This window comes from Trichocoleus sp. DQ-U1 (genome assembly GCF_039961925.1).
In the GTDB taxonomy this organism is placed as follows: domain Bacteria; phylum Cyanobacteriota; class Cyanobacteriia; order Cyanobacteriales; family FACHB-T130; genus FACHB-T130.
Genome location: NZ_JAMPKB010000002.1, coordinates 144,703 through 157,249 on the forward strand (window position 1 = coordinate 144,703; position 12,547 = coordinate 157,249).

Annotated in this window: 13 protein-coding genes and 1 tRNA gene; 9 read left to right on the forward strand and 5 right to left on the reverse strand. The window is 48.0% G+C overall.

Annotated elements, in window-relative coordinates:
• Positions 1 to 2 precede the first annotated feature (2 nt).
• From NDI34_RS01600 to NDI34_RS01635, 8 genes are all read left to right on the forward strand, one after another.
• Complete coding sequence (locus tag NDI34_RS01600; RefSeq protein ID WP_190412723.1) at positions 3 to 518, forward strand: R3H domain-containing nucleic acid-binding protein; 516 nt, start codon at positions 3 to 5, stop codon at positions 516 to 518.
• Positions 519 to 600: 82 nt separating this feature from the next.
• A complete protein-coding gene (locus NDI34_RS01605) occupies positions 601 to 1,107 on the forward strand; it encodes a YceD family protein (RefSeq protein WP_348231648.1) in 507 nt (168 codons plus the stop codon).
• Between the two features lie 274 nt (positions 1,108 to 1,381).
• A complete protein-coding gene (locus tag NDI34_RS01610) occupies positions 1,382 to 2,911 on the forward strand; it encodes an AAA family ATPase (RefSeq protein WP_348231649.1) in 1,530 nt (509 codons plus the stop codon).
• Positions 2,908 to 3,390, forward strand: a complete 483-nt coding sequence (locus NDI34_RS01615) for an SH3 domain-containing protein (RefSeq protein WP_190412720.1) — start codon at positions 2,908 to 2,910, stop codon at positions 3,388 to 3,390. The genes NDI34_RS01610 and NDI34_RS01615 overlap by 4 nt, the downstream gene beginning before the upstream one ends.
• Before the next feature lie 209 nt (positions 3,391 to 3,599).
• Entirely contained in the window at positions 3,600 to 3,770 is a 171-nt protein-coding gene (locus NDI34_RS01620) for a hypothetical protein (protein WP_190412719.1), read from the forward strand.
• Positions 3,771 to 3,958: 188 nt separating this feature from the next.
• On the forward strand, positions 3,959 to 4,837 hold the full coding sequence (locus NDI34_RS01625) for a peptidoglycan-binding protein (protein WP_348231650.1): 879 nt from the start codon (positions 3,959 to 3,961) through the stop codon (positions 4,835 to 4,837).
• Between the two features lie 62 nt (positions 4,838 to 4,899).
• Positions 4,900 to 6,129 carry a peptidoglycan-binding protein gene (locus tag NDI34_RS01630; protein ID WP_348231651.1) on the forward strand — a complete coding sequence of 410 codons (1,230 nt, stop codon included), beginning with the start codon at positions 4,900 to 4,902 and terminating at the stop codon, positions 6,127 to 6,129.
• A gap of 73 nt (positions 6,130 to 6,202) precedes the next feature.
• A complete protein-coding gene (locus NDI34_RS01635; RefSeq protein WP_348231652.1) occupies positions 6,203 to 7,573 on the forward strand; it encodes a peptidoglycan-binding protein in 1,371 nt (456 codons plus the stop codon).
• A gap of 90 nt (positions 7,574 to 7,663) precedes the next feature.
• Here NDI34_RS01635 and NDI34_RS01640 read toward each other — a convergent pair whose 3' ends face one another.
• The 4 genes from NDI34_RS01640 to lipA all read right to left on the reverse strand — a co-directional run bounded on the left by NDI34_RS01640 (position 7,664) and on the right by lipA (position 12,027).
• Entirely contained in the window at positions 7,664 to 8,119 is a 456-nt protein-coding gene (locus tag NDI34_RS01640) for a transcriptional repressor (protein WP_190412715.1), read from the reverse strand.
• 383 nt (positions 8,120 to 8,502) lie between these two features.
• Positions 8,503 to 9,780, reverse strand: coding sequence for an RNA polymerase sigma factor SigC (gene sigC / locus NDI34_RS01645; RefSeq protein WP_190439649.1), 1,278 nt, complete (start codon positions 9,778 to 9,780; stop codon positions 8,503 to 8,505).
• Positions 9,781 to 10,166: 386 nt separating this feature from the next.
• The gene (locus tag NDI34_RS01650; RefSeq protein WP_348231653.1) at positions 10,167 to 11,150 is read right to left on the reverse strand and encodes an NAD(P)H-dependent glycerol-3-phosphate dehydrogenase; all 984 of its coding nucleotides are present in this window, start codon (positions 11,148 to 11,150) and stop codon (positions 10,167 to 10,169) included.
• Complete coding sequence (gene lipA / locus NDI34_RS01655; RefSeq protein WP_348231654.1) at positions 11,143 to 12,027, reverse strand: lipoyl synthase; 885 nt, start codon at positions 12,025 to 12,027, stop codon at positions 11,143 to 11,145. The genes NDI34_RS01650 and lipA overlap by 8 nt, the downstream gene beginning before the upstream one ends.
• Positions 12,028 to 12,164: 137 nt before the next feature.
• Here lipA and NDI34_RS01660 point away from each other — a divergent pair.
• Positions 12,165 to 12,238: transfer RNA gene (locus NDI34_RS01660), tRNA-Pro, on the forward strand.
• 29 nt (positions 12,239 to 12,267) lie between these two features.
• Here NDI34_RS01660 and NDI34_RS01665 read toward each other — a convergent pair.
• Positions 12,268 to 12,510, reverse strand: a complete 243-nt coding sequence (locus NDI34_RS01665) for a hypothetical protein (RefSeq protein ID WP_348231655.1) — start codon at positions 12,508 to 12,510, stop codon at positions 12,268 to 12,270.
• Between the last annotated feature and the right edge of the window lie 37 nt (positions 12,511 to 12,547).

Below are 12,547 nucleotides of genomic sequence, written 5' to 3' on the forward strand. Positions count from 1 at the left end.
CTATGAGCGATCGCAGAATGCAGCGGGGTCAGCAGTGGCTAGAGCAACTCCTGCAACTAGCCAAATTTCCTACCGGCGTTAAAGAAACCGCAATCCAAACGATTCCACAAAGCAGCGACTCCTCCCAAGCAGAATTAGAAACTTACTGGTTGACAATCGACGAAACCAAACTAACATCCGCACAAATTCAAGCCTTAGTAGGTTCTGAAGGTGCGACTCTCGATGCCATCCAGTACCTTGCCAATGCCATTTTGAACTTGGGTCAAGAGCGTGAGGAGCAGACAGCTTACACCATTGAACTTGATGGCTATCGCGCTCGGCGTCAAGCGGAACTCCAGGAACTTGCTGAGGATGCCGCTCAGCAAGTTCGCTCTTCTGGACAAGAATTTGAAATAAAATCCTTGTCTTCAGCGGAGCGGCGTCAAGTTCATACTTTTTTCCAAGAGTGCGACGACTTAGAAACCTATAGTCGGGGTCAAGAACCAGACCGGCGTCTGGTTGTACGATTAAAAAATTAAGAGTTAAAAAAGGAAAATGAGAAATAATTTTTTATTTTTTATTTTCCTTTTTTAATCGGGTTGGAAGGATGGCTGAAGCATTATGAAGGCGATTTATATTCCTGGGCTTCTGAAAGCGCCAGAGCGCTCAGAAGTCATTCAAATTGATGAGTTTTTACCAGAGCTGGAAACTTTGACGCCCGTGCGCGGACAGATGAAAGTTTCCCATCAAGGAAATTATCTGGATGTTTCTGTGAAAGCAGAAGCAATTGTCACTCTCACTTGCCATCGTTGCTTGCAACAGTATAATCACCGTCTAGCTATCAACACATCAGAAATGATTTGGTTAGATGAAGGGGCTGATCAACCAGACACAGGGCCTGTAGAACGAGAAACACCACTCGAAGATTTGTTGGAAATGCTGCCGCCGCAGGGTCATTTTCAGCCTGATGTTTGGCTATACGAACAAATGTGTTTGGCGATTCCCCCAAGGCAGCTTTGTGACAAAGATTGTTCGGGGATTCAACCAGCAAATACGAATGGCTCGGACAGTTTATCTGACCGCCGATGGGAAGCTTTAAAAGCACTCAAAAAACAATTTCCGAAATAGTCAGCGGTCAGTGGTTAGCGTCAGCGGCAAGAAACAAACAAGTTAAGGGAACAAGCATCGCCCTTGCGTATACTAACTGAACCGTAAGGCGAGATGCTTTTTCTTGGTTTTTACAAGTAGTTGGCAACTAATCAAGCAACAATGATTGTACGGGCGGGTTAAATGGAGAGAGTTTTGGGTTGCCAAGATTTTTGTTCGCGCCCTACCAACTGACCACTGACCTGGAGACGCGACAACCGCAAGTCTTCTACCAACTGACATCCTATTAACAGCTATGAGCTTCAGTGAAGAGTTTGAACTGCTGCTACGCGCCCGATATCCATTAATTTATATTCCAACTCCCGAAGAGGAGAGAGTAGAAGTAGCGATCGCGCAGGTAGCTCAACGGTTAGGCGATCGCCCAGTCTATATCTGGGATTTTGTCGATGGCTATCAGGGCAACCCCAACGATGCCGGTTTTGGACGACGCAATCCGGTTCAAGCATTAGAATTTGTAGAAAAAGTGGCAGCATCTGCCCCAGGAATCTTTATTTTGCGGGATTTTTCCCGTTTTTTAGAAGATATATCAGTTTATCGCAAGCTGAGGAATCTGTCACGGCGTCTGAAATCCCAGCCGAAAAATATTGTCATCGTCGCGCCGCAAATTGCCATTCCAACGGACTTGAGTGAAGTCTTAACCATCCTGGAGTTTCCGTTGCCAGCGCCAGCTGAGATCAAGACAGAAGTGGAACGCTTACTCGGTACCACAGGTAAATCCCTCACCAGCAAAATTTTGGATGAACTGGTGCGTTCCTGCCAAGGGCTATCGATGGAACGGATTCGTCGTGTCTTGGCACGCGCGATCGCGACTCACGGCGAATTGCGCCCTGAGGACGTGGAACTGGTGCTGGAAGAAAAGCGTCAAACCATTCGCCAGACGCAAATATTAGAGTTTTATTCGAGTAGCGAGAAAATTTCTGATATTGGCGGCTTAGATAACCTAAAAGACTGGCTGCTACGGCGTGGTGGTTCCTTTTCAGAACGCGCAAGGCAATATGGTCTACCTTATCCCAGAGGGTTACTCCTAGTAGGAATTCAGGGAACCGGAAAATCGCTGACGGCAAAAGCGATCGCCCATCACTGGCACTTACCTTTATTACGCTTAGATGTAGGGCGTCTTTTTGGAGGATTGGTGGGAGAATCGGAATCTCGCACCCGGCAAATGATTCAACTAGCAGAAGCTTTAGCTCCTTGCGTGCTGTGGATCGATGAAATTGACAAAGCTTTCTCTGGTATTGATGGCAAAAGCGATGCCGGAACAACCAGCCGCGTCTTTGGTACCTTTATTACTTGGCTGGCAGAAAAAACTTCACCTGTATTCGTCGTGGCGACTGCTAACAATATTCAAGCTTTACCTCCGGAAATGCTTCGCAAAGGTAGATTTGATGAAATCTTTTTTGTGGGTTTGCCCGAACAAGAGGAACGCCGCGCCATTTTTGCGGTACACTTATCCAGGCTGCGGCCTCACAACTTGAGTAGTTACGATCTCGATCGGGTCGCATACGAAACCCCCGATTTTTCTGGGGCAGAAATTGAGCAAACCTTGATAGAAGCGATGCACATTGGCTTTAGCCAGAATCGAGACTTTACTACCGATGATATTTTAGAAGCCGCCAGTCAGATTGTGCCCTTAGCTCGGACTGCCCAAGAGCAAATCCAGTTTTTGCAAGATTGGGCAGCCGCCGGTAAAGCCCGTATGGCATCGAGACACAGCCCTTTGAGTAGTCGCTTTCATCAGCTGCAACAACCGGAATCACAAGCATGAGTTGGTCGGGTTTAGCAAAATTTATAATTGGTTTCTTCCTAGCGATCGTCCTCCTCGCTGTGGGTGGTGGTGCTACCGCCTATTACTTCTTAACTAAACTGTCGGCTCCTCCGCCCAAGCCGGTTTATGCAAATGATAAACCAGAGGTAAAAGCCAAAGCTTCTCCTGGCGCTGTCAAGACAACATCGGCGTCCTCCGCTCAACCCAACCCAACGCCGACGCCCAGCACTGCTCCTGCTAAAGTGCTAGAACCTGGAGCGTATACCGCTCGCGTTACCTGGCGCGAAGGTTTAAGCTTACGAGAGGCACCAACTTTGGAAGCCAACCGCGTCGGTGGGGTCGGATACAATCAGCGGATTGTAGTCATCAAAGAAAGCGATGATAAAAGATGGCAACAGATCCGTCTGGAAGAGGGCGAACAACAAGGCTGGATCAAAGCCGGTAACATTGAGCGAGTTGAGACAGAACAACAGCAATAGGCGAAATCTGACAGAGATTTCAGTGCGGGGGATTGCAGTACAAGCATAGAGTTCCCCCGTTTCTGTAACCTTGGGACGTGTTAAGAAAATTAGCTTAATTTAAATCTTAATTGCAATATTCCAGCAACTTTTCAACCTACTAAAGTCTGGTGGTAGGTTGTAAAACTGTAAGTCACAGCTATTTTTAACTTGGCTGCTGGAGCGCAACAATGTTCAATAAAAACTCTCATCAAGATTTATTAGGATCTGCCGTTATCGCGGCATTGGGTGCTGGTATCGTTACTTCTTTTGCTGTAAGTCAAGGTCAACACCCGCTCGTAGCTTTAGGCATTACTGGTGTAGCGGTGATAGTTGCCTTAATTTTTGATGCTAAGGTTTAGTTTAATCGCTGAAAACGTCTAGAGTTTCTCAAAAACAAGACCTAGAAACCATCTAGCTTAAAGTATTCTCTCTGTAGTTAGTAAACAAAAAACGTGAAAATAACGTAAAATAAGCCAAAAATAGCAGTTAAACCTTCGCTGAAAACTTCAGTGAGTGGATTAGCTGCTAAGAGTTTTGCAGGACAAGAATGGAGACGCTTGCCTATCTTTATGTAGCAGTAGCTTACGAGGAAACGACAGATCCTCTGGCTTTTCCAGTTCTAGAAAAGTTAGAACTTTTTAAGGATCTCAATCGGCAAAAGCTTTCTAGCACCGCGACAAGCTATCTACTATCGCTGGCTCTAAATCTAGCTTTCCTCAGTTTGCTCCACAGTGCTAGCGCAATACAGATAGAGGATAGGGGTGCTGAAGTGACGGCTTTGCAAACAAACTTGATGGCAGCCAACTACTATAAGGGACCTGTCACTGGATACTACGGCAAGTTGACCGAGGCAGCGGTGAGGCGTTTCCAAGCGATCAGTGACTTAGATGCTGACGGCATCGCGGGTTCAGAGACCCTAGAAGCATTAAAGCGATATCTGGAGAGCAAAAGCAAGAAAAGTAAAAAGTCGCACAACACTCCGCAGACGAGTGCAATGAACATTGGTAAGCGCGGGTTGCGACTGGGCGATCGCGGTCGGGAAGTCACCGAAGCTCAGCAAAGGCTGAAAGCGGCTGGTTTTGATCCGGGTTCTATTGATGGAAAATTTGGCTGGAAAACAGAGCAAGCTGTGAAGCGCTTTCAAGTGGCGAGGGGTTTAAAAATTGACGGCATTATGGGGCGGGAAACCTGGTTTGCTGTCGGGTATCTTGCGACTTCAAATTCTCCTTACTCGGTGATCGTAATGGCTGAGACTACCGAAACGCTGCGCCAAGTGCGCCAGTATGTGCCGAATGCTTATCTGGATACTTCCAGTAGCGATTCAAATATTCAGGCAGGAGCATTTGCCACTGAGTCTGGGGCAGAACGTCAGTCAGAGATGTTGCGATCGCAAGGACTGAATGCACGAGTGGTATATCGTCGATAGAGAGTGCGATTTGATGCAATCAATCGGCTAGACTGGCGTTAAAATCTATGCTGTAAAAAGTAATGGAAACCCTTGCCTATCTTCATCTAGCCTTAGTGTACGAAACACCTGTACAAGAAGTCGGTGTTTCTCCGGTCGGGGACAACCAGGAATTTCCGATCGGATTGAATTGGAAAAAGCTTTCTAGCCACGCAACGATTCATTTTCTATCGATTGCCGTTGCCTTAGCCATGCTCGGAATCGCTTCTCAGGCGTTAGCACAGAGAACGCTGAAACAAGGCGCTCGCGGTTCTGAGGTACGCGCATTACAACAGCAGTTACAGACGCGGGGTTTTGATGTACCCGCCACTGGCAAATTTGGCTCGCAAACTAGAAATGCGGTGATTCGATTCCAACAAGCCAATCGGCTCACACCAGATGGGATTGTCGGTCGAGGAACCAGGGCAGAATTATTTAATCAAGTTAGACCGACTATAAGCCAAAGCTTCAACAATGACCCGTTTACGCTGCCACCCCCGGACAGAACTCTGGACTCGCTTCCGGACGACCCTACACTGTCTGCTCCCAACATCCCTACACTGAGAGCAGAAAATATCTATCCAGAAGATATCTATTCAGAAAATACCTATTCAGAAAATACCTATTCAGACATTAGGCTTGTCCAAGAACAGTTAGCACAGGCAGGATTCAACCCCGGTCGTATTGATGGAGTATTTGGTCGAAATACGGCGCAAGCTCTCAGGGAGTTCCAGACAACTGTAGGTTTATCCCCCAGCGGGACGATTAATTCAGAAACGCTGCGGGCACTAGACGACTACGTTGCCGGTCGTCCAAGTCAACAACTAAGTGACTACAGCAACCGGAACGACAGGAGTCGTAGAAGTCTCCAACCTGGCGATCGCGGTTCCGAGGTCGAGGATCTCCAACGGCGATTGAGCGATCAAGGCTTCAACCCTGGTCGCATTGATGGGGTTTATGGTTTTAATACCCAGCAAGCTGTCAGGCGGTTCCAGCAAGCTCGGCGTTTATACCCTGACGGCATTGCAGATGCACGAACCCTACAGGAATTAGGAATTAATTTTGCTGAGAATCGCTACGTGGTAGTCGTACCAGGGAATTACACAACATTGAATAAAGTCCTCCGCTATGTACCGAATGCGGATCTGGGGCCGAAATCGAAACGAGGTTCCTATGTAAATGCAGGGGCATTTTCCAATCGGCAGCTTGCCGAAAGCCGCTCCGAGCTACTGCGATCGCGCGGACTAGATGCACGGGTGGTATATCGCCCCTAGGCACTGGTATGGTATAGCTAGTTGATGAAATTGACCTTCTTAAACTGTCTATCAAGAGTTTGCCAGTAAAATTATGGAAACCCTTGCCTACCTGCATCTTGCCCTGGCCTACGAAGCATCTACGAACAGCGAGTTTCCTATAGTCTGGAATAGCCAAAAAATTTTTGAAGGACTGAACCGCCAAAAGCTGTCTACTAGAGCGAGTTTGTCTCTGCTATCGCTTTTTGTCTCACTGAGCCTCTTGGGAATGTCTCAAGCTTTAGCAATACTTGAGCCAGGAAACACCGGCGCGGAGGTAGCCACTCTCCAGCAGCGCTTGCAGCAGCTAGGCTATTTCAAAGCAGGTATCACAGGCAATTTTGGCCCGATTACAACGGAAGCTGTGATCCAATTCCAGAAAGCTAATGGGCTGGAACCGGATGGCATTGTGGGGCCGCGAACCGAAGCCGCCTTACAGAAGAAGCGAGGCAAGCCAATCCAGGCGCAGGCCAGCCAATCTCGGCAGGTCAGACAGGTCAGCCGCCCACGTTTCCAGTCTGTCAGGCAACGTACTCAGCCGGTCAGCAAGGCTTCTCAGGTCAGCCAACGTCCGAGGAGTGGAGTCCTACAGGAAGGAGACAGCGGTCCGGAGGTAGTATCCCTCCAGCAACGGTTGCAAAAACAGGGCTATTTTCAAGCAAATATCACTGGCTATTATGGCCCGATCACAAAAGCAGCCGTTAACCGATTTCAGCAAGCGGCGGGAATGCCAGTAGATGGCATTGTCGGTTCGGATACCCAGGCAGCTTTGATAGGTGTGGGAGGTGGAGAGGATCGGACTCCGCCTAAAAATATCACTTCTAGTGGGCAGATCCTACAATTAGGCAGTAACAACCGGGAGGTGGTAGAACTCCAGCGACGGTTGCGGAAACTGGGAATTTTGCAAGGGGCCATGACTGGCTACTTTGATCAAGACACCAAAGATGCCGTAATTCAGTTTCAGAAATCGCAAGGTTTAACAGCTGATGGAATCGCTAGACCCAATACTATATTGGCTCTGAAAAATACAAGAGATCGCTTTAATACAGCTTCTAGCGGACAGATCCTACAGTTAGGCAGTAACAACCGGGAGGTGGTAGAACTCCAGCGACGGTTGCGGCAGATGGGAATTTTTCAAGGTGCCATGACTGGCTACTTCGATCAAGACACCAAAGACGCCGTGATTCAGTTTCAGAAATCGCAAGGTTTAACAGCTGATGGAATCGCTAGACCCGATACTATATTGGCTCTGGAAAATACAAGCGATCGCTTTAATGTATTGTCTTTACAAAAGCGTCTGAAAGAAAACGGCTTTTATCGCGGACCCTTAAATGGGGTTTTCGAGGCGCAAACCAAAGCAGCAGTTGAAGCTGCCCAACGTGCTTATGGTCTCAGCGCTGATGACATCGTCAAGGGACGTTTTTAAACAAACATAGCAATTAGCGATTAGCTATACTACTAGCTAATCGCTATGGTGGAAGTGGTGCATCCCGCCCTAACCCTACTCGATCGCTTTTTAAATAGGTAGTAAGGCCCGCTGACAAGTCGGACAGATAGCGTGAATTGTCATCTGACAGTCAAGCAGGTGATACCCTTCTTTTCTGGCTGTTCGGGTGCCGGTTTTCAAAATCGAGTCATTTTTGAATTCAATCGTCTTGTTACACCGAACACATATCAAATGGTGATGGTGATGCGGGTAAGGTTGATTGAGTTCGTAATGCTTATGTCCTTCCGCTAGTTCAAGTTCGCGCAAAATGCCTAGCCGAGCCATTAACTTTAAGGTTCGGTAAATGGTGGATAAGCTTATGTCCTCACCTTCACTGTGCAACAACTCGTGGAGGTCTTCAGCACTAAGATGCTGACCTCTGGGAAGATGTTGAAAGACATTCAGGATGGTTTCCCGTTGGGGAGTTAAACGCCAGCCCCGCTCGTTCAGTTCAGCCTTGAGTGAGGTTGCTGTGTAGAAAGACATGTTGACCTTCTCAAGAAAGTAGCCCTATTGAGAAGAATAGCGAATTCCTAGAATATTTGCAACAATCGAAGCTTATTGAGAATAATATTTAATAAGAAACAAGGCGAAGAAATAGGGAAAGCAACTGGAAAAAGGAAGCAAGATAAGTTAAGAATTATATCTTTTGCTTTTTTCTTTTTTCCTTTTGACCACTGCTGTGAGTGTCAGTTGTTACTTGTGGGATCTAGTTTTATGCCTTGTCCCTGCTGGGTGCAGTATTTACCGCTTTTTACCACTGCTTGCCGCTCCCTGACTTTCTATATTTGAAATCACAAAACCCTCCTTAAAAAGGGGGGTTTTGAGAAATTAGTATTGGGCAGTTGTGAAAATGAAATTACTATTTCTTAGCCCAAGGACTCCAGATAGTCGCGTACACGGTTGCGGCGCTTGGGTTGCCGCAACTTTTGTAAAGCTTTGGCTTCAATTTGACGAACTCGTTCTCTAGATAAATCCAGAGCGCGACCAATTTCTGCCAAGGAGTAAGGATGACCATCTCCTAAGCCAAACCGCATCCGAATCACATCTCGCTCGCGGCTGGTGAGATCGGCAAGCAGCTGCTGCAAATCTCGGTGTAAAGCTTCTCGCATTAACACTTCTTCGGGAGATATGCTGTCTGTTTCCAGCAAGTCGCCTAATTCTGTGTCTTTCTCCTTTCCTACTTTAATTTCTAAAGAGACAGAACGAGGCACCCGAAGTAAAACTTCCCGTACCTGCTCCGGTGTCATTTCTAACTCAACGCCGATATCCTCAATGCTTGCCGTGCGACCTTTTTCTTGAGAAATTTTGCGCTGAGCTTTCTTAATTTTGTTGAGCTTTTCGGTGATGTGAACCGGCAGGCGGATAGTACGACTTTGAGTTGCGATCGCTCTGGTAATTCCTTGGCGAATCCACCAGTAAGCATAGGTGCTAAACCGATAACCTTTGGTCGGATCGAACTTCTCAACCGCCCGTTCTAGCCCAAGGGTTCCTTCCTGGACTAAATCCAACAATTCCAGTCCGCGATTTTGATACTTCTTCGCCACAGAAACCACTAGACGCAGGTTGGCCTTGATCATGTGTTCTTTGGCGCGAATGCCAGTGGCCTGAATCCGCTCTAGCTCTTCAACTGCCAGACCTGCTACTTCTGCCCAGCGACGCTTCCCAGCAGCTAATGTAGGCTTCAGGTTGCTCAGCTCAATACCCGCTTCCGTCGCCCACCGTTCCAAAGAAGGACGGTGCCCCAACTGAGATGCTAGACGATCGTGTACTTCAATCAGATGCACATACGGCTGAATCACTGGATCTGCCTGGTTGGCAGTATCATTTCTCAGCTCCAGCAACCGCATATGACGCTGGACTTTTTGAGCTTCCGAGACTTCCTCATCTCGCCCTAGTAACCGAACCCGGCCAATTTCCTGAAGATATAACCGAACCAGATCGGTAGTACGACGGCTGGCAGTTGCCCGTAGAGATGCCTCGCCGAGTCGCCCGTACTCTGCATCTAGACCTTCCATCTCAGGGCTATCGAGATCATCCACCGGGGGTCGAGCATCGTCGTTCAACACGGCAGACCCAAAGTTGTAATCTGGCAACTCGGAGTCAAATTCTGTATCTGTCTCTGCATAAAAAGGAGTGGCTGGCATAGGGATCTCTCAATTGCGTCCGGAATAGTCTTTCAATTAATCACTTCACTACTTATTGCTAGAATTCCCACCCTCCAGGACGAAACAGCTAATGCTTACCTTTCTGTTACTTTCTGTTACATCTAGCTGCATGACACTTACTGAATTCATCGATATCGATGGTTATGCAGGTAGGGACGACGTGACATTCAGAAAAACCTGTCTCTAGTAGGATTCAGATTTCTATCTTTGGGTAGTATAGGCAGCGCTCAATCTTAGAGTAGTGATTTGGGTCAAAGGCCAAGTTAATCTACATCACCAATTGAAGGATTTCCTGAAAAATCCCTAGGGTTAAGAAAGAATATTGGCTCAAAGAGTTCCCTATAGATGGTTTTAAGGGCTAAAACCTAGCTATACTCAGGTTTGCTGTCTCTTAGCATGAGTGCTTCAACTGCTGCGAGTGGGGTAACTTCCCCTTTGAGCAAGCGATAGACTTGGTAAGAAATCGGAACTGAAATTTCTTCTCGATCCGCTCGTTGAATCAGCACGGAAGCGGTGTTGACCCCTTCAGCGGTTCCTTCCAGCTCGGTTAAAACTTCGGAGAGTGTCTTACCTTGAGCCAACCTGTAACCAACCTGATAATTGCGACTGAGACTGCTGTTGCAGGTGGCGAGTAAGTCACCAAGTCCTGACAATCCATAAAACGTTTCAGGTTGTGCCCCCCAGCAGTTGCCGATGCGGATGATTTCAGTAAGACCACGGGTTAACAAAGCGGCTTTGGCATTCGTTCCCAATTGCAACCCATCACAAGTACCGGCAGCGATCGCCATCACGTTTTTTAGCGTTCCGCCGAGTTCCACTCCCAAAGGATCAGCATTGGTATAAACCCGAAAACTGGGGGACGAAAACACCGCTTGCACCGACGAGGCAGCGGCAGCATCCCGGCTGGCTACCACCGTAGCAGCTGGCAATCCTTGTTGAATTTCTTTAGCAAGATTTGGCCCCGATAGAACGACCACTGGGCGAGTCGGAAATGCCGCCTGCCATATTTGTGAAGGGGTGCAGGTAGTGACAGGATCTAATCCTTTGGTAGCGGTGACGAAAATTGGCTTAGAAGAGACAGCCTTTTGTACATTCGCCGCAACCTCGCCGACACCTTTCATCGAGATGGCGGATAAAACAATTTCAGCATTCTCTAGAACCGCCTCTAAGCATAGGGAAGACTGACGCGACCACACACGGACGTGATGACCGTTCTGAGATGCGAGAGAGGCAAGGGTCGTACCCCAAGCGCCCGATCCAAGAATCGCTATGGTGAGTTTTGAGTTTTGACCTTTCGCTTCCCTCAAGGGAATCGTTTTGATTGAGTTAGAGGAGTTCTGGTCACTCATAACTCTTGAATCGAGGATAGCGTTCCATCAATTCCCGCACCTGTTCGGCATGATAAGAACTCCGAGTCAGGGGAGAGGAGACGATTTGCAGGAAACCCAGCGACTCGCCAAACTGTCTCCAAGCATCAAACTGAGCAGGTGTGACAAAGCCATCGACTTTCAAATGTTTTTGGGAGGGTTGGAGATATTGCCCAATCGTCAAAATATCGCAATCGACATCTCGTAAATCTTGCATTACCTGCCGGATTTCGGCGTCAGTTTCTCCCAGCCCTACCATCAAACCAGATTTTGTGTAAACCCAAGGGGCTAACTCGCGGGTTCGATGTAGTAGTTCGAGCGATCGCTGATAATTCCCTTGAGGACGCACCCGCCGGTAAAGACTGGGAACCGTTTCTGTATTGTGGTTTAGTACTTCCGGCGCTGCCTGGAGGATTGTTTCGAGTGCCCCCCAGTTGCCGCACAAGTCAGGAATCAATACCTCAATTGTCGTCTTTGGTGAGGTGGCGCGTACCGCTTGAATGCAGCGGACAAACTGAGACGCACCGCCATCCGGCAAGTCATCCCGGTTCACGGAGGTAATTACGACATGATTGAGTCGGAGTCGTCTAACTGCCTCCGCCAAGTTTTCTGGTTCCGTGGGGTCAAGCGCTTTGGGCTTTTTCTCAAAGTCGATATCGCAATAGGGGCAAGCCCGCGTGCAGGCTGGCCCCATAATTAAGAATGTCGCTGTACCGGCTTGGAAACACTCGCCGATGTTGGGGCAAGAGGCTTCCTCACAAACGGTATTCAGCCCCAAATCCCGCAAAATTTCTTTAACACTACCGACTCGCTCCCACTGAGGCGCTTTGACGCGCAACCAATCTGGTTTAACAGCCACAACCCGCTTTTTCCACTTTCAGTCATACAGAGTTTATCGTAGCAAGCAACGGACTCAGTGAATTAATTTCTGGTGGAGTGGGTTGGTGATTTGGGATTTGGCGTGATATTGTGGATCTAGTTTGTCACTTATGACAACGGGATGTAGCGCAGCTTGGTAGCGCACCTCGTTCGGGACGAGGGGGTCGCAGGTTCAAATCCTGTCATCCCGATTTTGATTTTTTGAATGACACTTGCGATGTCATCCTGAAGTGCGTCCAATAATTCTCATTTGACGATCGACAACGTTACCCCTAGACTCCTCAACAGAGGTACCAGGAACAGGTTCATCAAGGTTGTCATAATCATGACTTGCGTCATTCAGATCCGATCCCTCAGAATAATCGGCGCGTGCGGTATCGGGGCCAGCATCAGGGGTGAGAAACCCACTGCCAGTGTTGTCAGCGCCTACGGCATCAACGTGCTTCGGTTGATTTGAAAACATTGTTTTTCCTCCGGTTATAAGGCACAAATAAGATTTC